This is a genomic window from Thioalkalivibrio sp. ALE9 (assembly GCF_000377445.1).
Lineage (GTDB): Bacteria > Pseudomonadota > Gammaproteobacteria > Ectothiorhodospirales > Ectothiorhodospiraceae > Thioalkalivibrio.
The window spans coordinates 40097-62822 of sequence record NZ_KB898133.1; the positions used below are offsets into that span (position 1 = coordinate 40097).

General features: G+C 63.9%; 24 protein-coding genes, 1 tRNA gene and 3 pseudogenes. 16 read left to right on the forward strand and 12 right to left on the reverse strand.

The features are described from left to right. Positions 1-38: 38 nt before the first annotated feature. The 4 genes from galE to D106_RS0111995 all read left to right on the forward strand — a co-directional run bounded on the left by galE (position 39) and on the right by D106_RS0111995 (position 3331). Positions 39-1019, forward strand: a complete 981-nt coding sequence (gene galE, locus D106_RS0111980; protein WP_018880178.1) for a UDP-glucose 4-epimerase GalE — start codon at positions 39-41, stop codon at positions 1017-1019. Positions 1020-1250: 231 nt separating this feature from the next. Further along, positions 1251-2309 carry a type IV toxin-antitoxin system AbiEi family antitoxin gene (locus D106_RS0111985; RefSeq protein WP_018880179.1) on the forward strand — a complete coding sequence of 353 codons (1059 nt, stop codon included), beginning with the start codon at positions 1251-1253 and terminating at the stop codon, positions 2307-2309. Then, positions 2272-3153: a nucleotidyl transferase AbiEii/AbiGii toxin family protein gene (locus tag D106_RS0111990; protein ID WP_018880180.1), complete on the forward strand. Its 882-nt coding sequence runs from the start codon at positions 2272-2274 to the stop codon at positions 3151-3153. Before D106_RS0111985 ends, D106_RS0111990 begins: the two co-directional genes overlap by 38 nt. Beyond that, positions 3125-3331 (forward strand): hypothetical protein, encoded by a 207-nt coding sequence (locus tag D106_RS0111995; protein ID WP_018880181.1) that lies wholly within the window; start codon positions 3125-3127, stop codon positions 3329-3331. Before D106_RS0111990 ends, D106_RS0111995 begins: the two co-directional genes overlap by 29 nt. A 20-nt stretch (positions 3332-3351) precedes the next feature. Here the strand turns inward: D106_RS0111995 and D106_RS0112000 are convergent, their stop codons facing one another. Further along, on the reverse strand, positions 3352-6552 hold the full coding sequence (locus D106_RS0112000) for a DUF3427 domain-containing protein (RefSeq protein ID WP_026280658.1): 3201 nt from the start codon (positions 6550-6552) through the stop codon (positions 3352-3354). After that, a complete protein-coding gene (locus D106_RS0112005; RefSeq protein ID WP_026280659.1) occupies positions 6549-6962 on the reverse strand; it encodes a (deoxy)nucleoside triphosphate pyrophosphohydrolase in 414 nt (137 codons plus the stop codon). The genes D106_RS0112000 and D106_RS0112005 overlap by 4 nt, the downstream gene beginning before the upstream one ends. Before the next feature lie 472 nt (positions 6963-7434). On the opposite strand from D106_RS0112005, the gene D106_RS15115 reads away from it, so the two are divergent. After that, positions 7435-8364 (forward strand): hypothetical protein, encoded by a 930-nt coding sequence (locus D106_RS15115; RefSeq protein ID WP_155986351.1) that lies wholly within the window; start codon positions 7435-7437, stop codon positions 8362-8364. Positions 8365-8643: 279 nt separating this feature from the next. Beyond that, positions 8644-9391 (forward strand): annotated as a pseudogene (locus D106_RS14330) (transposase). A gap of 447 nt (positions 9392-9838) precedes the next feature. Here the strand turns inward: D106_RS14330 and D106_RS14920 are convergent. Beyond that, on the reverse strand, positions 9839-10426 hold the full coding sequence (locus tag D106_RS14920; protein WP_081620089.1) for a tetratricopeptide repeat protein: 588 nt from the start codon (positions 10424-10426) through the stop codon (positions 9839-9841). A 153-nt stretch (positions 10427-10579) separates the two neighbouring features. Here D106_RS14920 and D106_RS0112020 point away from each other — a divergent pair, with 153 nt between their 5' ends. The 4 genes from D106_RS0112020 (at position 10580) to D106_RS0112035 (ending at position 13093) form a co-directional block, all read left to right on the forward strand. Next, the gene (locus tag D106_RS0112020) at positions 10580-10786 is read left to right on the forward strand and encodes a hypothetical protein (protein ID WP_018880186.1); all 207 of its coding nucleotides are present in this window, start codon (positions 10580-10582) and stop codon (positions 10784-10786) included. Between the two features lie 12 nt (positions 10787-10798). Continuing rightward, entirely contained in the window at positions 10799-11131 is a 333-nt protein-coding gene (locus D106_RS0112025; RefSeq protein ID WP_018880187.1) for a hypothetical protein, read from the forward strand. A gap of 1164 nt (positions 11132-12295) precedes the next feature. Beyond that, positions 12296-12616, forward strand: coding sequence for a hypothetical protein (locus D106_RS0112030; protein WP_018866583.1), 321 nt, complete (start codon positions 12296-12298; stop codon positions 12614-12616). A 57-nt stretch (positions 12617-12673) separates the two neighbouring features. Beyond that, the gene (locus tag D106_RS0112035; RefSeq protein ID WP_018880188.1) at positions 12674-13093 is read left to right on the forward strand and encodes an SRPBCC family protein; all 420 of its coding nucleotides are present in this window, start codon (positions 12674-12676) and stop codon (positions 13091-13093) included. A 3-nt stretch (positions 13094-13096) separates the two neighbouring features. On the opposite strand, the pseudogene D106_RS14930 reads toward D106_RS0112035, so the two are convergent. Further along, positions 13097-13189 (reverse strand): annotated as a pseudogene (locus D106_RS14930) (peptide deformylase); the annotation flags it as partial. Between the two features lie 176 nt (positions 13190-13365). Between D106_RS14930 and D106_RS0112045 the strand changes: the two are divergent. Then, positions 13366-13626 carry a type II toxin-antitoxin system Phd/YefM family antitoxin gene (locus D106_RS0112045; protein WP_018866580.1) on the forward strand — a complete coding sequence of 87 codons (261 nt, stop codon included), beginning with the start codon at positions 13366-13368 and terminating at the stop codon, positions 13624-13626. Continuing rightward, on the forward strand, positions 13619-13882 hold the full coding sequence (locus D106_RS0112050; protein ID WP_018866579.1) for a Txe/YoeB family addiction module toxin: 264 nt from the start codon (positions 13619-13621) through the stop codon (positions 13880-13882). Before D106_RS0112045 ends, D106_RS0112050 begins: the two co-directional genes overlap by 8 nt. A gap of 101 nt (positions 13883-13983) precedes the next feature. Here D106_RS0112050 and def read toward each other — a convergent pair whose 3' ends face one another. From def to D106_RS0112065, 3 genes are all read right to left on the reverse strand, one after another. After that, positions 13984-14535, reverse strand: a complete 552-nt coding sequence (gene def, locus D106_RS0112055) for a peptide deformylase (protein ID WP_026280342.1) — start codon at positions 14533-14535, stop codon at positions 13984-13986. A 65-nt stretch (positions 14536-14600) separates the two neighbouring features. Beyond that, positions 14601-15497 (reverse strand): nucleotidyl transferase AbiEii/AbiGii toxin family protein, encoded by an 897-nt coding sequence (locus tag D106_RS0112060; RefSeq protein ID WP_196994415.1) that lies wholly within the window; start codon positions 15495-15497, stop codon positions 14601-14603. Between the two features lie 280 nt (positions 15498-15777). After that, complete coding sequence (locus D106_RS0112065) at positions 15778-16377, reverse strand: type IV toxin-antitoxin system AbiEi family antitoxin domain-containing protein (RefSeq protein ID WP_018876727.1); 600 nt, start codon at positions 16375-16377, stop codon at positions 15778-15780. A 365-nt stretch (positions 16378-16742) separates the two neighbouring features. Between D106_RS0112065 and D106_RS15300 the strand changes: the two are divergent. Both D106_RS15300 and D106_RS15305 read left to right on the forward strand, forming a co-directional pair. After that, a pseudogene (locus D106_RS15300) lies at positions 16743-17023 on the forward strand (type II toxin-antitoxin system YafQ family toxin). A gap of 1 nt (position 17024) precedes the next feature. Further along, on the forward strand, positions 17025-17285 hold the full coding sequence (locus D106_RS15305) for a helix-turn-helix domain-containing protein (protein WP_026280491.1): 261 nt from the start codon (positions 17025-17027) through the stop codon (positions 17283-17285). A 130-nt stretch (positions 17286-17415) separates the two neighbouring features. Here the strand turns inward: D106_RS15305 and D106_RS0112080 are convergent. From D106_RS0112080 to moaC, 5 genes are all read right to left on the reverse strand, one after another. Next, a tRNA-Phe gene (locus D106_RS0112080) sits at positions 17416-17491 on the reverse strand. Positions 17492-17592: 101 nt separating this feature from the next. Next, positions 17593-17868: an oxidative damage protection protein gene (locus D106_RS0112085; RefSeq protein WP_018866575.1), complete on the reverse strand. Its 276-nt coding sequence runs from the start codon at positions 17866-17868 to the stop codon at positions 17593-17595. Further along, positions 17852-18910, reverse strand: a complete 1059-nt coding sequence (mutY, locus tag D106_RS0112090) for an A/G-specific adenine glycosylase (protein WP_018880191.1) — start codon at positions 18908-18910, stop codon at positions 17852-17854. Before mutY ends, D106_RS0112085 begins: the two co-directional genes overlap by 17 nt. Before the next feature lie 51 nt (positions 18911-18961). Next, complete coding sequence (locus D106_RS0112095; RefSeq protein ID WP_018880192.1) at positions 18962-21142, reverse strand: AsmA family protein; 2181 nt, start codon at positions 21140-21142, stop codon at positions 18962-18964. After that, the gene (gene moaC, locus D106_RS0112100; RefSeq protein WP_017940559.1) at positions 21139-21627 is read right to left on the reverse strand and encodes a cyclic pyranopterin monophosphate synthase MoaC; all 489 of its coding nucleotides are present in this window, start codon (positions 21625-21627) and stop codon (positions 21139-21141) included. The genes D106_RS0112095 and moaC overlap by 4 nt, the downstream gene beginning before the upstream one ends. A 45-nt stretch (positions 21628-21672) precedes the next feature. Between moaC and moaD the strand changes: the two genes are divergently transcribed. Both moaD and D106_RS0112110 read left to right on the forward strand, forming a co-directional pair. Then, complete coding sequence (moaD, locus tag D106_RS0112105) at positions 21673-21906, forward strand: molybdopterin converting factor subunit 1 (protein WP_018866572.1); 234 nt, start codon at positions 21673-21675, stop codon at positions 21904-21906. 1 nt (position 21907) lies between these two features. After that, positions 21908-22345 carry a molybdenum cofactor biosynthesis protein MoaE gene (locus D106_RS0112110; RefSeq protein ID WP_018866571.1) on the forward strand — a complete coding sequence of 146 codons (438 nt, stop codon included), beginning with the start codon at positions 21908-21910 and terminating at the stop codon, positions 22343-22345. Positions 22346-22726: the final 381 nt, after the last annotated feature.

Genomic DNA, 22726 nt, shown 5'->3' on the forward strand with positions numbered 1-22726 from the left:
CCCCGCCAGCCCCAACCCACAGCGACCGGGGGCGATGGATGAAACTGCTGGTAACGGGCGGGGCCGGCTACATCGGCAGCCATGTCCTGCAGCACCTGCGCAGGGCGGGGCACACGGTCACCGTGTACGACAACCTCAGTACCGGCCACGCCTGGGCCGTGGGGGATGCCGAGCTGGTGGTCGGCGACCTGGCCGATACCGAAGGCCTGCGCGACACCCTAGAACGCGGGTTCGACGGCGTGCTCCACTTCGCCGCGCATATCGTCGTGCCCGAATCGGTCGCCGATCCGCTCAAGTACTACGGCAACAACACCCGCAACACCCTCAATCTGCTGCAGGCCTGTGCGGATACCGGCGTGCGCCATTTCGTGTTTTCCTCCACCGCCGCGGTCTACGGCATCCCCGACACCGTCTCGGTTGCGGAAGACGCACCGCTGCAGCCGATCAACCCCTACGGCGCCTCCAAGATGATGTCCGAGCGCATGCTGATGGACCTGGGCGCCGCCTCGGACCTGCGCTACGTCAGCCTGCGCTACTTCAACGTGGCCGGCGCCGCTCCCGACGGCCACCTGGGCCAGGCCACGCCCGACGCCACCCACCTGATCAAGGTCGCCTGCCAGGCCGCCACCGGCCAGCGCGACGGCATCACCGTATTCGGCACCGACTACGACACCCGCGACGGCACCTGCGAACGCGACTACATCCACGTGGAAGACCTGGCCGCCGCCCACGTCCGCGCCCTGGAACACCTCGACGGCGGCGGCGACTCTCAGGTGCTCAACTGCGGCTACGGTCACGCCTACAGCGTGCTCGAGGTGATCGACGCCGTGAAACGCGCCAGCGGCGTGGACTTCCCCGTCACCCTCGGCCCGCGCCGCGAAGGCGACCCGCCCGCCCTGATGGCCGACGCCCGCCGCATCCGCCAGACCCTCGCCTGGGAACCGCAATACGCCGACCTCGACCAGATCGTCCGCCACGCCCTCGCCTGGGAACAGAAAACCGCGCTTCAGACCGCCTGAGCACTCACCTCTCCCCGGAGATCGCGGCCCCGCCCGATAACGGACGGGGCAAAACGCAAGGTCTGAAGATTCGCGGGTGGACGCCGATGCTCTCGCCACCGGCGCAACACCAAACCATCACTGCGCGCCGGGAAACATCCCGTCCCTCACCGCACAAACAGTCCGGACTTTGATTTTTGTTCCATTTACTCCTATGTTCAACCATATTGAACACGAACTAGAAATGAACGAATGCGCCCGACCGACGAAACCCTGGCGGAACATCCACTTCTGCAGCAGGCATACGAACGCCTGGAGCGCGAGACGGGACTACGGCCGCAAATTGAACGCGCACCCGCCCGCGGAAGCACGGCTCGGGCGGGAGACCGGTCCGCATTCCTGCGCTTCGCCCCGGAACACACTAACCGATGCTTTGAAATCCACGTCCTGCCTCGGCTCACTCCAGCCGAACTGGGGCTGACCGCCAACCGGCTCGATCCCGAATGGCCCGCACTGATCATCAGCGAATACGTGAACCCGAAGATGGCCGACCGCCTGCGTGACATGGACATCGGCTTTCTGGACCTCGCCGGCAACGCGTACATCAACGCCCCGCCAGTCTATGTCTTCATCAAGGGCAACAAGCGTACGGCCATGGAATATCCGGATCCCAGACCCGCAGCGCACGCCGCCTCTCAGGGCGCCGGGCTGCGCATCGTGTTCGCCCTGCTTTGCGCTCCACATCTCGTGAGCTCCACCTATCGGGAAATCGCCGAGGCCGCCGGCGTGTCACTGGGGAGCGCCAGCCGAACGCTGCATGCACTGCGGGACCAGGGCTTTCTCCTGGAAACCGGCCGACGCACACGGCGACTGCACAACTACCCAACCCTGATCGAGCGCTGGACCCTCGCCTACCCCGAACAACTGCGGCCGAAAACCTTCCTCGGGCGTTACCGCGCGGCCGACCCGGAGTGGTGGCAGGACGCCGCGCTGGAGCCCTACCGTGCAGTATGGGGCGGTGAAGTGGCGGCCGCACGACTCACCGGCTACCTGGTCCCGGAACGCATCTCCATTCACACGCGCATGCCCCCGGGCCCGCTGCTGGCCACCTTCGGCCTGCGCAAGGACCCGACCGGAAATATCGAGCTCCACAAGAGCTTCTGGCCCCCGGAGTGCAACACGGACGCACCGGACCTGGCGCCCCGCCTGCTCGTCTATGCCGAATTACTGGCGAGCGGACACGAACGGAACATCGAAACCGCAAGGATGCTTTATGAACAGGGTCTGGCTGGACATCTCGAACCGGATTGACCCGTTACTGGCCGAAGCGCTGGGCGAGATCGATCGCCTGGCCGCCGATCTCCGCATCCCGTTTGTAGTGGTCGGTGCGACCGCGCGGGATATGGTGCTTCACCATGGTTTCGGCCTTGAGGTGCGGCGGGCCACCCGGGATATCGACCTCGGGCTGGAGATCGCACATTGGGATACGTTCCAGGATCTCGAGAACAGCCTGCTGGCAACCGGGCGTTTCGTCTCCGATCGGGCCGCGCAGCGGCTGATTTTCACCGATGGCGACCAACGCCTTCCCGTCGACTTGATCCCGTACGGCAAAATCGAGGACTCGGACCACGAGATCACCTGGCCACCCGACCACACGGTTCGCATGAACGTCCTGGGTTTCGGCGACGCTTTCAAGACGGCTCGCCTGGTGCGGGTCCGGAGCGACCCACCGTCCGACGTTCGCTGCGTCTCTCCTGCAGGCCTGGCCCTGCTCAAGCTCATTGCCTGGGACGATGGTCGGCTGGACGGCCGACGACGACGTGATGCGGAAGACTTTCGGCACCTTGTGGAGACGTACCTGGATGCCGGCAATCGTGATCGCCTGTTCGAGGAGCATGCCAGCCTGCTTGATCGCGAAGACTTCGACTATCGAGAAGCCGGGGCGCATATGCTCGGAGCAGACTTGGCCTCCCTCATGGCGCCGACGCCCCGGGCCAGTCTCGTCGAAATCCTGGAACGGGAGACAGCGCCGGACGGGCGGCTTCAGCTTGTTGGCGACATGATCGCCACCTCACCACATGATCCTGCGGGCGCCACCAGCATCCTTCGAATGCTGGAAGAAGTGCTTGACGGCATCCGGGCTTCCGAAACCTGAAAGCCTCGCGCTGGATGATGCCAACGGTGAGGGCCGCGAAGGCGACCCACCCGCCCTGATGGCCGACGCCCGCCGCATCCGCCAGACCCTCGCCTGGGAACCGCAATACGCCGACCTCGACCAGATCGTCCGCCACGCCCTCGCCTGGGAACAGAAGACCGCGCTGCAAACCGCCTGATCCGCGTTTCCCCAGCCGCGTTACAAGACCGTGCGGCGTGCGAGGTGCAGGAGCCGGGTGGGCAGTTCGTACTCCAGCTCCCAGACAATGCTCATCGGCTTGCTGCCTTCGTGGTGCTGGTAGCGCACCGGGCCACAGAAGGTGAATGGCTCGCTGAGGCCCGTCGCATCACGCTTGGCCCGCCGAATGAACAGCATGGGGGTGTAGCCACGCGCCTCGTGGTGGATGTAACGCTGCCCGGTCTCCGAGGTGGGTGAGGTGCCGGACTGCGACTGCCAGTGGAACCGCCGCTCGTTGAGGGCGTAGTCCTCGTACATGGTGGTGGGGGAGAACTCCTGCTCGGACTTCTCCAGGGTGACGAACAACGCATCCACCCGCCGCTCCGGTACGTGCCGCACACCCTCCTGCTGGGTGATGGGCTTCTCCAGGCTGCCAAGTCCCAGCGCCAGCAGGATCTGCTCGCGGGTGTAAGACGCGTGCAGTTCCAGCGGCCCCGTCTGCTCCGGGAAGGTGATGCCGCTGGCGGGGACGATACGCTCGTGTCGCCAGGCGGCGACTTCCTGGAGATCCCGGTACAGGGGGCGCTGTTCGCGGACGAAGGCATCCACGGCGGTTAGGTCCCCGTCCCCCGGCCGCGTCTTGCCCCATAGGGTGCTGTGGACGAGGGCCAACCGGAGCCGATCTTCTTCGGCAAGCTGCTCCACGTTCGCGGCCGGCTGCGCCAGATGGGTCTGCAGGGTTTCCAGCAACTGGTGATCGTCACACCGCGCCAAACGCTGCAGCCCGCGTTTGAGGCCGCTGGCATAGGGTCCCAGCGCTTCGGTCGATTCGCCTCCGCAGTCCGCGCGTAGCCGGGAGGGCAGGTCCTTGCGCAGCAGGTCTTCCGCATCATCCATATGCAGGCAGTCCAGCATCTTGGGCAGGCTGGCGGAGTCGATGTCCTCCCGGAAACAGTCCTTCAGCTCGCGGATGATCTGCGGTCGCTGGCGGTTGATCTGCGCACGGATGTTGTCGAGTACGTGCTGGGTGGCCAGGCGGTCGAGGTGGATCAGGCAGCCGCTGGGCAACCAAGGGAAGCCTTCCTGGATCTGGTGGTCCACCCGCTTTTCCGGCCGCGCGCTCAGGGCGCGGAACCGAGCGGCATAACGAAAACGCCGGTGCTGCGGCGCGACGAAATCCAGCACGGTTAGGTGCGGCTTGCCCTCGTGCAAGCGCAGGCCGCGCCCCATCTGCTGCAGGTAGACCGTCAGGCTCTCGGTCGGGCGCAGCAGCAAAACGGTGTCCACCTCCGGCAGATCCACGCCTTCGTTATAGAGGTCCACCGTGAAGATGAAGCGGATGCGCCCCTCACGCAGGTCGCGCTGCACCGACTTCCGCTCGTGATCTGAGCTGTCGCCCGTCAGCACCGCGCTGGGCACCTGCTTGGCCGAAAAATGCTCGGCCATGAAGCGGGCATGGGCGCGACTGATGCAGAAACCCAAGCCCCTGACCGAGCCTAGATCCGTGGCGTGTTCATGGGCCTGCTGCAGGACCCAATCGGCGCGCGCCCGGTTGCCAGTGAACACCCCTTCCAGTTCTTCGGCGTCATAGCGCCCGCGCTGCCAACTCACCCGGCTCAGATCCACGGACTCATGGTCGGCCACGCCAAAGTAATGGAACGGCACCAACAGGCGACGCTCGATCGCATCCGGCAGGCGGATCTCATGGGTGTAACGTTGGCCGAAGTGCTGGCGGATATCGTCGGCATCCGTGCGCTCCGGCGTCGCGGTCAGGCCCAGCAGGCACTTGGGCCGCACATGCTCGAGGATGCGCTGGTAGCTCCCGGCAGTACTGTGGTGCGCCTCATCCAGAACCACGTAATCGAAATGCGCCGGGTCTAGGCGATCGAGGTCCCGTGAATTCCAACTCGCCACCGTGCAGAACAGATGGCGGTCCTGACTCGGGCGCGCCCCGCCCACCAGCAAGTCACCGAATTCGTGGTCCTGCAGCACTTGGCGGAAACTCGCCATTGCCTGACGCAGGATCTCCTCGCGGTGGGCGATGAACAGCAACGACGGGCGCCCTTTATCCGCCTGCTCGCGCGCAAACCGCCGATAGTCGAACGCCGCGATCATGGTCTTGCCGGTCCCGGTGGCCGCGATCACCAGATGGCGGTCGATCCCTGAACGGCGCTCGCGCTGGATGTCCTCCAGGATCTCCTGCTGAAAGGCATACGGCCGCAGGTCGAAGAACGCGGTGGCGTCTTTCTGCTCCCCAGGCCCCGAGCTGGATTCCGACTCCAGTGCCTGTTGCAGGCGGGGGAGGTTATCCGGGGTGAGCGGTTCGAACTCCGCCGGGTCTGCCCAGTGCGCCTCGAACGAGGTCTGGATCTGGCGCCACATATGCGGCAGCTCGTATTCACTGACCTTGGCCGTCCACTCCAGCCCCTCATCCATCGCTACCCGCGAGACATTCGCCGAGCCAATGTAGGCACTGCCAAACTCCGTGCCCCGATGGAACAGGTAGGCCTTGGCGTGCAGGCGCGTGCGGTGCGTGTCGTACGAGACCCGAATCTCGGTGTTCGGCAGGCCTAGCAGAAACTCGATGGCCTTGAGATCCGTGGCGCCGAGGTACGAGGTCGTCGCGATCCGCAGCCTGGGAGAGCCATCGGCCGTCGGGGTCTCCGTAAAGCGCTTCAGCGTCTCGCGCAGGGCGCGAATCCCACTCCACTTGATGAAGGACACCAGCCAGTCGGCCCGCTCCGCACTGGCCAGCTCCTTTTCAATCTGCGTGACCAGGCTGGGCGTACGATCCGAACCGGTGAGCAGGCTGGACAGAGCCAGCGGAACATCCGGCCGTGGCGTCTCCTGCTGCCCTACATGGTCGGCGGCTGGGGAACGCACTTCCAGCAACTGCCGAAACGGCGGCTGCGGAAGGTCTTCCTCAATTCCTGAAAGGGGATGCCCCGCCGCCGCCAACGCATCCGCCAGTCCCTGCACGGCCCGGGTCCAGTCCTCGTGTCCCTTCTCGCGCAGCTCGCCCGCGCGTTCGGCGAGCCGCTGGGCCAGCTCGGCGACCAGGCTCATCGCCAGATCGTCGCCCCCGAGCCCCTGGCTCCAGCGGGCGTGATCCTCCAGCCCCAGGGCCTCCAGCGCCTGCCGCACCCGGGGTGTATCCAGCCGTTCATGTAGGCCGACCCATTGGACACCGGACAGCGACTTGGCGGCGCTATATCGGCTCATTCGGAACGTGCAGCCATAAAGGCTTCGAGCAATGGGATGTCCGCAGGCGCAAGCTCGAGCCCTTGAGCCTCCAATGGTGACACCCAGCACCACCGATCGTGCACCGTCAGCACCGGCCTCTCGTCATCCGTCCACGCCCGCAGCGCCACCAACTCCAGGCTTCCGTTCCCCGGAATCCGCGTGCGCCCGATCTCTTCCCCCACCCGGAGCTCCATCGCCAGCTCCTCACGGAATTCGCGGCACAACGCCGCCTCCAGGCTCTCACCCGGCTCCACCTTGCCACCGGGAAATTCCCAACACCCCGCCAGCGCCTGATCCGCCCCGCGACGCGCCAGGAAGATCCGCCCCTGTGCTTCCTCCAGAATGCCGCAGACCACCACAGCCCTATTCGCTTCCATGAGCGCTTCCAACACCGGCTCTCCGTTAACCTCTGGCCGGATCGTACCAGGGAACGCCGCCACAGCTTCCGCAGGAAGCCCGATTCTCGGCCCACGCGTGGTGCCTCCGCCCGTCACGCCACACTGCGATAACGGTGATATACCGATTCTGTATAGCGCCATCGTCCGCCACGCCGGTGCCACCGATTTTCCCGTGCCGCCGCGAACCAACCCATCGACGAACCTTCAATCCCTCCCCCTACAGCTCACCCGCAGTCCAACGCTTCGCGCCATGTAAGGTATTGATTGACTTCCCGTTCATTCCCGGGGGCCCGCGTGTAGCACCCCCACACTCGACGCAACCGCCAATACCATGATAAAAGAATGGTTTAACCCGTGACAGCGTACAGCCACAAGAGCCCCCCACGATACTATGCAGAAACCGCATATCACCAATATGATAGATTCTGTCTAATCTGCTGTTAAATGGTAAGGAGTTCCTAGCTTGCTCGCAGAATTTGAAGAGAAGCAGTACGAGCAACACCTGAATATTGAGTTGCTGCAGGGAAGTAACCTGATATTTCCACCGGGTCAACACCTTGAAAATTTTCTAGGGTTTGATGCGGCACTATTTACTCGCAATAGGGATTTTTGGCGCCATTTCTTAGGCGGCTATCCTTGGTACAGACGGTTCTTCAGAAACTATCTGAATGGTTTGTATTTTCCAAGAGATGTCTATGCACTAGAAGAAGCGTTCGATAATGATCTTCCAAAGTTCAAATTTAATGCATTTGTGCAGCATAAAAGACCCGAGCGTATGATCAAAGAAACCTCGTCAGAATGGGATTCCTGGGGGCACGAGTACTACCGATACAAAGTGCTCGACCACCAACAGAAGACGCTGGAGGCCCTCGAGTCAAGCGTGGGACATGAAGGTGTTGTCACTTACGCGAGCCCAGTATTTCACACTAAAGAAGAATTCTGGAACGTTCACAAGAATCAATCATTTGTCCCGAATTCCAATTTCTGTCAGCCTCATAAATTAGTGGGGCATAGTGCATACACATATGTGTGTCCAGGTACAGTTGGCATAGCCCATTCTGAGCCAGAAAACGTCGAAAGCAAGCATCTAATTGATGAACTAGAACGACTCTCTCAAGCTGGGAACAATAGCGAAATAAAAAATACTGCATTTGTGGCTAGGAGCTGCGACCTCATCGAAGAGAGTCTGGAAAGGCAAGAAAAGGCTTTCAAGCTATATTCCGATATAGTAAGAGATCTCGATGATCATCAAGCCGATGCGCCAAAACTGCTTCGAAACTTATACAGGCTTTCGGTATTTAAGTTCGTAAGTGGGACAAGCTTATATTTTGGTGTAGCAAATGATTCATTTAACAAGCAAATACAGGGGGCTCGCCAAAGGCTTCGCCGCTGAGTTTGGCGTTATGGTTCACGACATTTTTAGAGGCTTATTCTGATGAGCGAACCGGCAGAGAAAGCGACGGTTACCGTATTTCGTGGAAGCTATGATTCCTTCGCAGAAGTTCTAGACGACCACGGATTCTCCAACAGTCGGAGGATTCAGCTATCCTGACGCGGGGTCGGACCTCTCGGTCCTCCCAAGAGTCAAGCACCTACCGCTTTCAAAGCCCGTTTCCGGGCGCTTAAACTGCCCATTTCGACCGCCAAATGGCTTGTTCCAGGGAGGGAACCCATGCCGCGCGCCAACCGCTACTTCGCGCCGGGCCGCGTCTGGCACATCACCCATCGCTGCCACCGTAGGGACTTCATCCTGAAGTTCCAGCGCGACCGCCTGTGCTGGCGTCAATGGCTGTTCGAGAGCCGCAAACGCTACGACCTCTGTGTACTCAACTACATCGTCACGTCCAACTGTCCACTTCCTGGTACGCGATACCGGACGCAACGAGATCCCGGCTGCCATGCGCCTGATCGCCGGGCGAACCGCCCAAGCCTACAACCGCAGAAAAAATCGCAAGGGTGCGTTCTGGGAGGATCGCTACCACGCCACCGCCGTCGAAACGGGCGATCACCTCGCCCGCTGCCTCGTGTACATCGACTTCAACATGGTCCGCGCCGGCGCCGTCCAACACCCCTCCGAGTGGCTCGTATGCGGCTACCACGAGATCCAGCTCCCGCCCCGGCGCTACCGCATCATCGACCGCGAGGCACTGGCCCGGGCCCTCGGCCTGCCTACGCTTCAGTCCCTCGCCGACACCCATCGAGGGTGGGTAGACGATGCGCTACACAACGACCGAGCCGCTCGGGATGATCGTTGGACGCAGGCGCTCGCCGTGGGAAGCGAACCGTTCGTGCGGACAATCCACGTACAGTTGGGCATCCGTGCCGTCGATCGCTCTGTGCGCAACGACGCCGATGCTTACCACCTCGCCGAAGACCCCGCCCCTTACAACCACGTTCCCGGCCCCAAATTGCCGTTCTAAGGCCCCAATTCATCGCCCCACAGGCTTTATCTTACTGATCCGTCGAACCTCCTAAAGGTCCGACCCCCGGTGCCCACCGGCCGCCGCGGGCGGCGGATCGCCCACCAGCGTCACCGGCACGAACTCGGTCGCGGCGTCGCCGCTTCCGCATCCAGGAGCCGCCGCCAGCGCTGCAGGCTGCCGACGGAGATCCCGTGCTGCGCACAATACACTCCCTGGGCTAGACCGCTACGCGGCCAACCCGATACCAACCGCTGCCACTCCTCCCGACTCCGTCGCCTCCAACCCATGATGCCGTTGCTCCCCAACTGGACTCGGCTTCATGATCGGACCCGCGGCGGGACGACGAAAAGAAGGTATTTCGCTGGACGCTTACGGGCGGTGGTGGATGGCGAACTGAAGGCGCCCGATGGGGGCGGCGATGGTGGAGATGGTTAGCGGAGCGGCTCAGTCGCAGTTGGTGTAGTTGGACTCCATGCACTCGCGAGCTCGGCGCTGGGCTTCGGCGATTTGGTCGCGGGTCATTTCGCGAGCAAATGTATCCCTGATATCCCTGAGCTCGGGGCTGTTTGGTCCTCCGTTTACGGTTGCGATGTTCGCCCACATATGAGCACGAACTTGGTCTTGCAAGACGCCCTGACCGAGACCATAGAGGACCGCCAGCATATACTGTGCAGCCGCGCTCCCTTGTTCCGCCGCTTTTCGAAACCACTTGGCGGCTTCAGTGTAATCTTGGGGGACGCCACGGCCTTGGTAGTACAGCAAACCGAGTTTGCTTTGCGCGTCCCAGTTTCCTTGTTCGCCAGCTCGTCGATACCACTTGGCAGCTTCGGCGTGATCCTGGCTAATGCCCAGACCGTTGTCGTATAGCCACCCGAGTCTTTCTTGTGCGACTTTGTCTCCTTGTTCCGCTAGCGGGCGGAACTCTTCGTATGCCAGCGGGTAATCTCCATCTAAATAAGCTGCCAACCCACGTAACAACTCGAACTCGCCCGCCGGTGCGGATACCGCGCAGCCAAGCAGTACTGCGCCCATGCAAGCCGAACTTATCCATTTCATCCCAAACATATCCCCCCCAAGCCCAGCACTGGCACCGGTGCAACCCCGGTGCTACGTTAAAAACGCACCCGGGGTAGCTGCAACTGCCCCGGGCACTTCCCACAACGTCACTGCATAGGAGTAGACGCCATGAGCAACACTGATGCTATCACCCAAACCTTGCACCTTCTGGAACTGGAGGATGCTCGGGACCTGGCCCTGGAGATCCGCACCGGGTGCAAGGCGATTGCCAGCCATACCGACCCCGACACCGCCGCGCTGCTGAAGATGGTTGCGCATACCGCCGACCGGCTGGCCGGGGTGCTGGAGGAAGCAGCGCCAAGCATCGCGTCGTAGGCGGGTAACAGGATGGGTTACGAGACGCGACCACCGGTTGAGGACGTTTGGGACAAGGCCGCGGCTGCGTTGGTCTCTATTGCTTTAATCGTCGGCTTGCTCTGGTTTGCGGGCGTGCTCGCGTTTCAAGTGTGGCACTGGCTTCGAGAAGGGGAATGGCTACCGCTCCCCTTCCGCAACGCGCTCGAGTTCATTGGCCTGGACCCGCCGGAGCCCCTACAGATCGAGGGCTGGGCCGGGCTTTCTCGAGTTCTGGAATGGGCGATCAGTCTGCCCATGTCGGTGATGGTGGGACTGACAGTCTTTTTCGCTGCGGTTCTGGTGAACTGGCTGGTGCGCCGATAGCTTCGCCTAAGCCGGTGCTGATGAGCCGAAGCTGCTTACATAGTGCTTACATAGAGCGAGGAGGGGCACGGCGAGTCTGCGGGGAATACCGCGTAAGCCGTTGAAAACCAATGGTGGCCGGGGACGGAATCGAACGGGGAACCACGGACCCACCGGGGTCTACCTTTGGATTTCGCAGGCCGGCGAAGGGTGTTGAGGTGTTCTAGACTCGAGACGGCGGCGGAGGTGTGGCTTGTGGGGTCCGCACTCCGCTTGGACGTGCTCGGTTCTGAAATGCCGCCTTCGCCGCCCCTGCATCATCCGGAGCGTCCCACGTGGATGGTGCCCACTCTTCTGGAGTGATGGCTGAAAGGTAGACGAGACGCCGGATGAGTTTTGGCGTCGGATCTTGCCTGGAGGTCACCGCTATGGATACCCCTCTTCTTGTAGCCGTGGATGTCGGCAGTCGTTTCCACCAAGTGGCGGTCGGTGGGTGCCCACGGGGGTCGTGCCCACGGGGGTCAAACCTTGCCTTTTGCCCTGCGGTGTCCCTCCTCGAAGCAATCCACCAGGTCGTGCCCACGGGGGTCAAACCTTGCCTTTTGCCCTGCGGTGTCCCTCCCCGAAGCAATCCACCATGCCGTTGCTGAAATACGGCATAGCCCCTTCCCCATCCGCTTCCGGGGTCACCTTTGACCGCCTCGGGAACGGGGTCTAGCGTCAAAGGACAGGGGCGGAGAACCGCGGACCACGGGGTCAGACCTTGCCTTTTGCCCTTCGGCGTCCCTCCGCGAAACAACCCACCATGCCGTTGATGAACTACGGGCGCAGCCCCTTCCCCATCGCTTCAGGGGTCACCTTTGACCGCCTCGGGAACGGGGTCTAGCGTCCAAGGTAAGGGGCAGGAATCGGCCCGGCTGAATCCGTTGCAACCTCGCGGAATCGCGAAGGAGGCACACCATGCGCAGTCGAGCCACCGGGGTCAGACCTTGCCTTTTGCCCCGCGATAGGCGTGCCTGAAGTATTCCAGCATGCCGTTGATGAGCGGCCGCACAGCCCCTTCCCCAACGCCACCGGGGTAACCTTTGACCGCTGCAAGGACGGGGTCTAGCGTCCAGGGTAAGGGGCAGGGAACGGCCCGGCGGAATCCGTTGCAACCTCGCGGAATCGCGAAGGAGGCACACCATGCGCAGCGTAGACAACATGCCGGTGCTCGACTGGCAGGATGGCAAGAACGCCATGCGGGCGAAGTTCCAGGTGATGCACGAGGAGCCGGTGGTGCTGAAGATGCCGGCCGACATGGACTGGTCGGTGAACGAGGGCGAGTTCGGCTGCACGCTGGACGAGAACGGCGTGCCACACGACTGCGAAGGCGGCAGTCTTCTGCATCGGCTTGCGGAGCTCAATGACATGCCCGCGCTGGAAGATATCGCGAAGGCCTGTGCCTACTCCAGCTCGCGCGTGGATATCGACGCCTCGGGCTCCCGCATCATCGTGCACGACTGATCGGGCCTGGGCCTCCGGGCCTGCCGGCGGCGACCCTGCAATGTGGAGCGGTGGGCGATGTCGGTGATCCACCACGAGATGGAGATCGACGCCGCTCCGGAGGCGGTATTCGAGTTGATGGCCCGGGTAGAGGCGTTCGCCGCCTACAGCGAGGCCATCGAGTCCATCACCTGCGTCGGGCCCGAGCGCTACCGCTGGTGTGTGCGGGTGGCCGGGGTTCCGCTAACCTTCGACGTGGAAGTGCTGGTCGCCGTCCCGCCGCGCCTGCTCGGCTGGCGCGCGCTGGCCGGGTTGTCCTGCGAGGGCTGCTACCGGCTGACGCCGAGCGCGCGCGGTACGCATCTGGAACTGGCCGTGCGCTGCGGCGACGAGAATCCCCTGACCGATGGCCTGCTCGGCCTGGCGGCCCACCCGCTGCTGGATGCGCTGGGGGCGGAGGTGGTGCGCAACGCATGGCCGCGCCCCCACGGGGCGTGATCCCTACGCCTGCGCGTGGAACTCGCGGTATTCATCGAGGAAGGCGAGGCGGGTAGTTTCGGTGACGCGATCGATGAACAGGGTACCGTCGAGGTGGCCCGAGGCAGCAGGCTCGCGCCCCGCGCGGTGAACACGGGGTCCACCAGCGTCAGGCGAGTGGCTGTCAGGTAACCGGTATTTCACTCGGCGACGCGATAGCACAACCTGCACAGTTGGTTGTACATGTGGGCCGGCCGGCCTATACTTGTACAAGTCAAGGTACAGGAGGCGCCATGAAGATTGTTTCATTCACCGAGGCTCGCAACGGTCTCAAGGCCGTACTGGATGGGGTGGTCAACGATGCCGACACCACGGTGATTACGCGCCGTGATTCGGAGGATGCAGTGGTCATGTCACTTGATCACTACAACAGCCTGATGGAAACGGTGCATCTTTTGCGTTCCCCTGCCAATGCAGAGCACCTCAACAGGTCCATTACGCAATACAAGGCAGGAAAGGCGACCGAGCGTGCGTTGGTAGGTGGGGATGAGTAGTCGGTTGCTTTGCTGGACCGACGAAGCATGGACTGACTACCTCTACTGGCAACGTCAGGACAAGAAGACCCTGAAGCGGATCAACAAGTTGATAGAAGACGTGAGGCGGTCTCCATTTGAAGGCATTGGCAAGCCGGAAGCCCTCAAGGAGAACCTGGCGGGTTTCTGGTCGCGTCGGATTGATGACACCAATCGACTTGTGTATGCGGTGGAGGATTCGTCTATCACGATCATCTCCTGCCGATATCACTATTAAGTGCGAGGTCGACTACCGACGCATCCTGTATCGGCGATCGACGGTACCGTCCTAGTAGCCGGAGGAAGTCGGGCCCATTCGGATGGCCAGCAGGGGCGGGCTTACGTGGGCTTTGACGAGGGTGCCGCGTGGAACTCGCGGTATTCGTCGAGGAAGGCGAGGCGGGTGGTGTCGGTGACGCGGTCGATGAACAGGGTGCCATCGAGGTGGTCGATCTCGTGCTGGAAGACGGTGGCGAGGAACCCTTCGGGTTCCAGGTGGCGGGGCGTGCCGTCGGGCTCGTAGTAGTCCACGGCGATGTGGCGCGGCCGGGCAACCTCCCCGCGCAGCCCGGGTACGGACAGGCAGCCTTCCCAGTAGCGTTGCGGGGTTGGGTCCAGCACGGTCACGGTCGGGTTGACGAGGACCAAGCGGCCGGTCGGCACGGCTCCGGGGTAACGGGTATTGCCCGGCTGGATCTCGATCACGGCTACGCGTAGCGGAACGCCGATCTGGGCAGCAGCCAGGCCGAGGCCTTCGCTGGCGTGCATGGTATCGACGAGGTCGTCCACCAGGGCGTGCAGCCCAGGGCTGTCAAAGTCCGAGTCGGGTACCGGGTCGCAGACGCGACGCAGATCGGGGTGCCCCATGCGCAGAATACGGCGAATGCTCATGGAAACGATGGTGCCACGGCGCCGCATCTTCCGCTGCTGCGGGAGATGCGCGATGGAATCGCGTGTCAGCTGGAAGGCGTCCAGCCATGCCCGGCATGCCAGGTTTCCCGAAACACCGCACGTTGTTTGACCGCGCGCAGCGGACGCGACAGGAACGCTCGCAGATCCGTTACTACATCGGAAAGCGGGAGGTGTGCCAGGGTGTTTTTCTTCAGAAATGCCTGCCACTGGATCTGCTTCGATCGGTCCTGTGCGAAGTCGTCGCTCAGGCCGAACGGGGTACCTTCCGGCAGCGGTGTCATGCGGCGTTCGAATGTCGCGTGAATGGGCTGGTACAGAATTTCGCCTTCGAAATCGGCATAACGCGACAAGACCCAGAGATCGAAGTAATCCTTCATACGACTGTTGGCGATGCCAAGCGACACCAGGGCCTCCAGCTTTTCGGCGACAACGGTCGAGCGGGGATAGGCGCGAAGCCTGGGGGCAGGCATGTCGGGCAAGATCACCGGGAACTCGATGGCGTCGGGGCCTGGTGTCACGGCATCGCCAAAACCCACGTCGATCTGCATGTGACAGCGCGCACCGTCCAACAGCCCTATCAACGTGATCCGCACACCGGAGTAGCTGGCCTCCTTGCGAATCGCCTCCGCGCGTACCGAGTCGGCCTGAAAACGGATTCCATCGTCCTGCTCCACCGAACAGACATCCCGAAACACAGCCTCAATATGCGGCAGCTCGGCTGACCCAAAGCCCAGGAGATCGGCATCACGCGTCGGACGGTGCGGGATGTCGAACCACAGATCGAACAGCAAAGCGCCCTTGAGCAGGAACTGGTCTGCATGGGAGGAGGTGCTCAGGCGATACAGGAACCGTTCAAGGGCATAGCGGGTTAGGGAAACCCTGATCCGTGTACACGCTCGCGTTGGTGTCCCAGGTTTTCCGAGACAAGGCGCGGTGCGCAGCCGGTAGTGGCTCTACCCGCAAGCGGCGTAATGCAGGATCGGGGAACCTGGGGTGCCAACCCCGAGGGGCTCGGCCGCTTTTGCGCGGGAACGGCGTTGCGGCTCCCTTGTGCAGAATGACTGCACGGCAGTCGCCGCGCCTTGTTCGCACGCAAAAGCGACTCGAGCGCGAGCGTGTACATGGATCAGGGTTTCCCTGGTACGAGGTTGTAGTCCTGCTTGTGGTTTCGGGCGTTTTCGAGCAGTCGGGCACGCACCGAGGCGGCGGGGTTTTTGGGACTCACGTCAGGCTCTCCAGATAAGGGCGCATGACATTGCCGACCCGGCACAGCCTGGCAAACTGCCAGAGTTCGTCCATGCGCACCCGCTTCTCACTCCAGGCCTCGCGCAGGGCCTCCAGAGCGACATCCAGGCCAATCTTGTTGCGGTACTTGAAACAGTCCGCGACCGTCCTGGCAATACCGGTGACGCGCACCGGAACCCCTTCGATCAAGTATTCCTCGACGCCTTCGGCAAGAAGAGGATCGGAAAAGCGGACAATACGCAGGGCCGGGTAGTCGATCCGGGGAGCGCGGGCCTTGTTGGGGATGGCAAGCCAGACCTCGAATGGCGACTGGGTGGTGAGATTATGGAAACGCAATGCCGAGAGCAGGCACACCACCGCTCGCGGATGCTTGCGCGCGGTCTCGGCCAGCGCGGTGTGTTCCGAGACAGGACGGTCCGGCAGCGCATAGAGGCCGCGCGCAACCCGCGCGAGCATGCCCTGACGGACGAGACGCGTCAGCGCAACTCTTGGCAGGCCCAGTGGTTCCAGGTCGCGCGACCGGATCAGTCCGCGTTTGCGCGCGAGATCGAGGATGGCTTCTGCGCTATTGCCCATGCCGGCATGCTGTTCCGTTATGCCGGTAGAAGTCAATCACTACCGACAAAAAGAAACACCCTGATTGTCCACGACCGCGAGCGACGGATACGGTGCGGCGTCGCAGATACGACGCAGATCACGGTATCCACGGGCAGGATACGGCGGACGCTCATGGGAAGGATGGTGCCACGAAGCCGAGGCTGACGTTGGTACGGGGATACCTGCCGGAGAGGAACGCTGAAACAGGACGTTGCCCAGATGGGGTTATCGGCTGTGCGATGAGGAAGACACCCATCTTTCTGGCTGCCGCCTAGCCGTACTCGGCGCCCGCGTCAGGAGTCCGACCTTGATATACCATATTCAGTATGCATACTCTATTTGGTATGTGGGAGATCTTTGAACACAAGAGGGTAGAAAAGAGCCTGGCGGCCGCCCCTGCTGAAGTTCAGAAGCGGTACGAGAAGTGGAAGGACATCGTCACCATCTCCGGTCCGCAGGGGTTGCGGCATATTCGGGGCTTCAACGACGAAGCTTTATCGGGCAAGTGGAAAGGCTTCCGATCGTCTCGACTGAACATCCAGTACCGCGTCATTTACCGGGTGGAGAAAGACAAGGTGCTCGTTGAAGTCGAGAAGGTAACTCCCACGATTACGGGAGGGCGTGACATGAGTGATTATCGCAACGCAAACAAGAGGGTCGAGGTTTCGGTTGGCGAATCGGTCCGGATCCTGCGTGAGCTTCAGGAAATGAGCCAGAACGATCTGGCGAATGCCTCCGGGATCCCCCAGTCGACCATTTCGGCCATCGAGAATGACCGTGTACGTCTCGGTGTTGATCGTGCCAAGGTCCTGGCAAGGGCATTGCGCTGCCACCCCGCCGTACTCGTATTCCCGGGCTGGGATGTCGAGCATGAATCGGCCGCATAGCCATCAAGCCATTCGGGAACACGCAAAGTCAGCAGGGCACCAGGTCGCAGACGCGACGCAGCTCGGGCGGCCCATACGCAGACACGGCCAACGCTTATTGATGGGGAGGATGGTGCTACGGGAAAGATAATGGTGGCCGGGGACGGAATCGAACCGCCGACACGGGGATTTTCAATCCCCTGCTCTACCAACTGAGCTACCCGGCCATACTGCGGGGGGATTCGTCCTGCGGACGAAGGGCGGTATTAAAGCGGCCCGGCGCCGCCACGTCAAGCATGCCGGGCCGGTCGCCGCTGAAAAGCCCGGATCAGGAGGCGTTCGGGTCGACGAAGCCTTCCGGCTTCTCGGAGCCTTCGCCGAACAGGAACTTTTCCATTTCCTCTTCCAGGAACTTGCGCGCCTTGGGATCGACCGGGGTCAGGCGGTATTCGTTGATCAGCATGGTCTGGTGACTCAGCCAGGCCTGCCAGGCCTCCTTGGACACGTTCAGGTAGATCTTCTTGCCCATCTCGCCGGGATAGGGCGGGAAGTCCAGGCCTTCGGCCTCTTGCCCGAGTTTTACGCAGTTAACGGTTCGTGCCATTGCCGGGATCCTTGTCGTCGTGCAGATAACGCTGGATGGGGGCCGGGATGCCGACCGCCCGTGATGTGCCGGGTTTATACCAAATCACCCTGTCGCCTTCCATGATCCCACACGCGCCAGCCGGGAGGTCGAAGGGGCGGATGCGCAGATCCAGGCGGTAGTGGCTGAAGCTGTGCTGCAGACCGTGATCGGTGGCGGCCGGCGCGGCGCCGGGCCACTGGGCCAGCACCCAGTCCTCCAGGGCTTCGGGGGTTTCGGCCTCGGGCAGGCTGTAGAGCCCGCCCCAGATGCCGTCCTGCCCGCGCCGGACCAGGGCGATGCCCTCGGGCGCGCGCAGGCACGCGGCCCAGCGGGTGCGGGTGGGGAGGTCGCGGCGTGGTCGGGGCGAGGGCAGCGTAGCGGTCAGGCCCTGCTGCGCAGCGCCACAGTCCTGATGGACGGGGCAGGCGCCGCAGTCGGGCCGGCTGCGGGTACAGAGCAGGGCGCCCAGGTCCATGATGGCCTGAGTGTAGTCGGCGCAGCTCGTGGTTGGGGTGCGCGCCTCGGCCTCGGCCCACAGCTCGCGCTGGACGGCCGGGCTGCCGGGCCAGCCGTGGATCGCCGCGTGGCGCGCGAGCACACGCTTGGCATTGCCATCCAGGATGGCCTCGGGCGCATCATGCGCCTGGGCGATGATCGCAGCGGCGGTCGAGCGGCCGATCCCGGGCAACGCCTCCAGGCCCTCGCGTCGGGCGGGGAAGACACCCCCGTGCTCCTCGACCACCACCTGCGCGGCCCGGTGCAGGTTGCGCGCGCGGGCGTAGTAGCCAAGCCCCGACCACTGGTGCAGCACGGCATCCTGCGGCGCCGCCGCGAGGCTTTGCACGTCGGGGAAGCGCTCCATGAAGCGGAGGAAGTAGGGGACGACGGTCTCCACCCGGGTCTGCTGCAGCATGATCTCGGAGACCCACACCCGATACGGCGTGCGCGGGTGCTGCCACGGCAGATCCTGGCGGCCGTGGCGGTCGAACCAGGCCAGCAGTCGCTCGGCGAAGGCGTTCATGGATGGGCCGGGCATGGCGGCGCCCGCCCGGGAGGCGGGCACCGGCGGTGATCAGCGACTGCGGAAGCGGTCCAGGAGCCGGTCGGACTCCTGCTCGATGCGCTCGCGGGCGCGCTCTTCTTCCTCGTCCAGGCGTTCGCGGACGCGTTCCTCTTCCTCGCGCACCCGTTCGCGGGCCTCATCCTCGTAGCGACCGCGCAGGGCGTCCTCCAGGTCGAGACGGAAGCTCGGGTCGGTGAAGGTCCCGCTGATGCGGATGGGCAGGGTCACGCCGCGCAGGTCGTCCAGTTCACGGCCGCCCTGGCCTTCCAGCGTGCCTACCACTGTCGTGTTCACGCGGTAGTCGAGGCTGTCGTCGTTCAGGTCGGCCTGGCCTTCGCCGCGCACCCGCAGCAGGGGCGAGCTGGCGGCGAGGTCGTCGTTGCGGACCACGCCGTCGCGAATGGTGAAGCTGCCGGCGAGTTCGCTGAAGTCGGTCTGGTTGGGCTCGTCCTCTTCCAGCTGTTCGCCGCGCAGCCGCGCCTCGGCGCGGCGGATGATCTGGGCCACGTTGATACCGCGCACCGCGCCGTCCTCGAAGCGCATGTTGCCGGAGCCGTTCAGGGCCCCTTTCAGCTCGCTCAGCAGCTCGCCGCGGGTGCTGATGTCCAGCTCCAGGTTGCCGGTACCCATCAACCGCGCGTCGTCGCCCTGGAAGTCCTCCAGCAGGGCGCCGATATCCAGGCCCTGCAGGTCGGCGGCCAGTTCGTAGCGCGGGGCATCGTGGCGGGCGTCCAGGCGCAGGCGGCTGGTCAGCTCGCCGTCATAGGCGGCGGCGTTCAGCGGCTCGATGTTCCAGTCGCCGGCCTCGCCCCGGATCTGCAGCTCGATGTTGCGCAGGACCATGCCCATCACGTCCAGGCGGTCCAACGCAGCGCGGCCGTCCACGTCGACGCTGCGCAGCGCCTCCAGCGGCAGCTCGATGGCGAGGTCCTCGTCGGCATCGCGTTCGCCGTTGCCGTTGTCGGTACGCGCCTCTTCCACCTCCGGCGGCAGGTAGCGGTCGAGGTTCAGGCGTTCGCCGGAGACATCGAAGGTGATCGTCGGGCGCTCACCGCGGCCATCCCAGCCGGCGGAGCCGCTCAGCATGGTGTCATCCACGGTCACCAGGAACGGGGACATCTCCAGGGCCTGGAAGCTGCCGCTGGCCGAGAAATCGAACGCGACGCGCGCGAGGGCGTCGGGATCATTGGTCTGCGGCGCCTCCAGCCCCAGGTCGGTCAGCACGTCCTTCAGGTTGACGGTGTTGGTACGCATCTCGGTGCGCACCTGCGGCAGTTCGCCATCCAGGTCGGACAGCTCGGCGAACCCGGTCAGACGCAGATCGGAGACACCCAGCGTCAGGCGCTCGAAGCGCAGGGTCATGGCGTCGGCCATCTCCAGCCCCACGTCGCTCTCCAGCGTCATGCCGACGGCACGCGGCAGGCCTCCGCCATCCAGGCCCAGGGTCGCGTTCAGACGGCGGATGGAATAGCGCTCGTTGAGCAGGTCGACATTGAGCAGGCCGCCCAGATCCAGGGCCAGCTCCACCGGTTCGGGCAGGTCGCCGCCCTCGGCACGTACGACCGCCTCCAGATCAAGGCGCGTCTCGATACCCGGGCGGAAGCGACCGACCTGCAGCTCGAACGGCTCCAGGGTCGCCTGCATGCCGGACTCGCGGTCATCCCAGTGCACGCGGGCGTTGGTCAGGGAGATCCCGGCCACGTCGATGCGCTGCAGGGCCAGACGGGTCTCGGTCTCGGTGCGCTCGTCGTCATCCGCGCCCACGGCCTCGTCGCGGGCGGCGCCGGCGTGATCCAGCAGGTCGTCCCAGTTGTTGCGGCCCTGTTCGTCGCGCGCCAGGTTCAGACGCACGCCGTCGGCCTCCACGCGCTGGACCTCCAGCTCGCGGCGCAGCAGCGGCATCACCGCGACCGCGACATCCACCACATCGACCTCGGCGAACGGCTCGTCGCCGAAGCCCTCGGCGTTGCCGAAACGCACCTCTTCCAGGCGCAGTCCAAGGCTGGGGAACAGGGTCAGACCGATCGGCCCGGACAGGGTCAGTTCGCGGCCGGTGGCCTCCTGCACCTCGGCCTCGATGCGCTCCTTGTAGTCATTGGCATCGAAGGTGACCAGCAGGTATGCGGCCACGATGATGGCCAGCAGGATCAGGATGGCAATCAGGCCCAGCAGGCGCTTGATCCATTTCATTCGGAATCTCCTTTCGGTTCGGCCCGCCAGGTGCCACTGCGGCCCCCGCGTTTCTCCAGCAGGCGAACACCATCAATTTGCATGCCGCGATCCACGGCCTTGCACATGTCATAGACCGTCAGCAGCGCGGTGGACACGGCGGTCAGCGCCTCCATCTCCACGCCGGTCTGCGCGTGCACCTCGCAGGTGGCCTGTACGCGCACGGCGGTATCTTCCGTCTCCAGCTCCAGGGCCACCCGGGTCAGGCCGATCGGGTGGCACAGCGGGATCAGGTCGCCGGTCTTCTTGGCCCCCATGATGCCAGCCACCCGGGCAATGCCGAGGACGTCCCCTTTCGCATGGCGGCCTTCGCGGATGCGCTGCAGGGTATCCGGCTGCATGTGGATGCGCCCCTCGGCGATCGCCACGCGGTGGGTGACGGACTTTTCGCCGACATCGACCATGTGCGCATGACCTTCGGCATCGAAGTGAGTGAATTCGTTCATGATGGCTATAATGCTTGACTCGCAGCCATGTTTACAGGGGCCGGAATGACCGTACACGTTCACTATTTCGCGCGTCTGCGCGAGGAGCTGGGCCGCCCGAACGAAGAGGCGGAACTCCCCGCCGGCGGCATGACCGTTGGCGGGCTGTGGCAGCACCTCCACCAGGAGGCCCCGCCGGAGCGCCTGATGGCCGCGGTCAATCAGGAACAGGCCAGCCTGGAGACGCCGGTACGCGACGGGGACGAGGTCGCCTATTTTCCGCCGGTAACCGGGGGCTAGGGTGGCGGTCGAGATCCACACCGACGACTTCGACCCCTGGGAGATCGTCCGGCAGGCCGAGACGGCCATCCCCGCGAACGCGCGTGGCGCCGCCAGCGTGTTCGTCGGCCGCATGCGCGATTTCAACGAGGACGAGGACGTGACCGGGCTGTTCCTGGAGCACTACCCGGGGATGACCGAGCGCGAGCTGGAACGCATCGTCGCCGAAGCCGAGGCGCGCTGGCCGCTGCTGGGCTGCCATGTGGCCCACCGCGTGGGCGACGTGCGCCCCGGCGACGCCCTAGTGCTGGTGGCGACCTGGTCGGCCCACCGCGTGGCCGCCCGCGACGCCTGCAGCGACATCCTGGAACGCCTGAAGCACGAGGCCCCGTTCTGGAAGCGCGAGACCCTCACCGACGGCACCCAGCGCTGGGTGGAGAAGAACACCCCGGGTTTCTGAACCGACCGGTCGGAGTGGGCATTGTGGGTGTGCCCTTGTGGGAGCGGGCCTGCCCGCGAAGCCCCCGCCCGCGTCCGGCTTTGGCAGGGGCTTCGCCTGCAAGCAGGCTCCTACAGGGGCGGGCCAGGGCCTCGGGATTCCCGCCCGCATACGTCCCTACACCCTCGTCAACCCGGCCGCGGCGGAGCGGAGAGCCGGGATGACGAGACATGGGGGTTGCGCGATGGAAGCATTCTTGTGGGAGCGGGCTTGCCCGCGAATGCTCCTGCCAAAGCCGGACGCGGGCGGGGGCTTCGCGCGCCCAGAACCCCGGAACCGTAGGAGGCCAGCCCTCTGGCCGATGGAGCCTGTCCAACACCCAATCGGCCAGAGGGCTGGCCT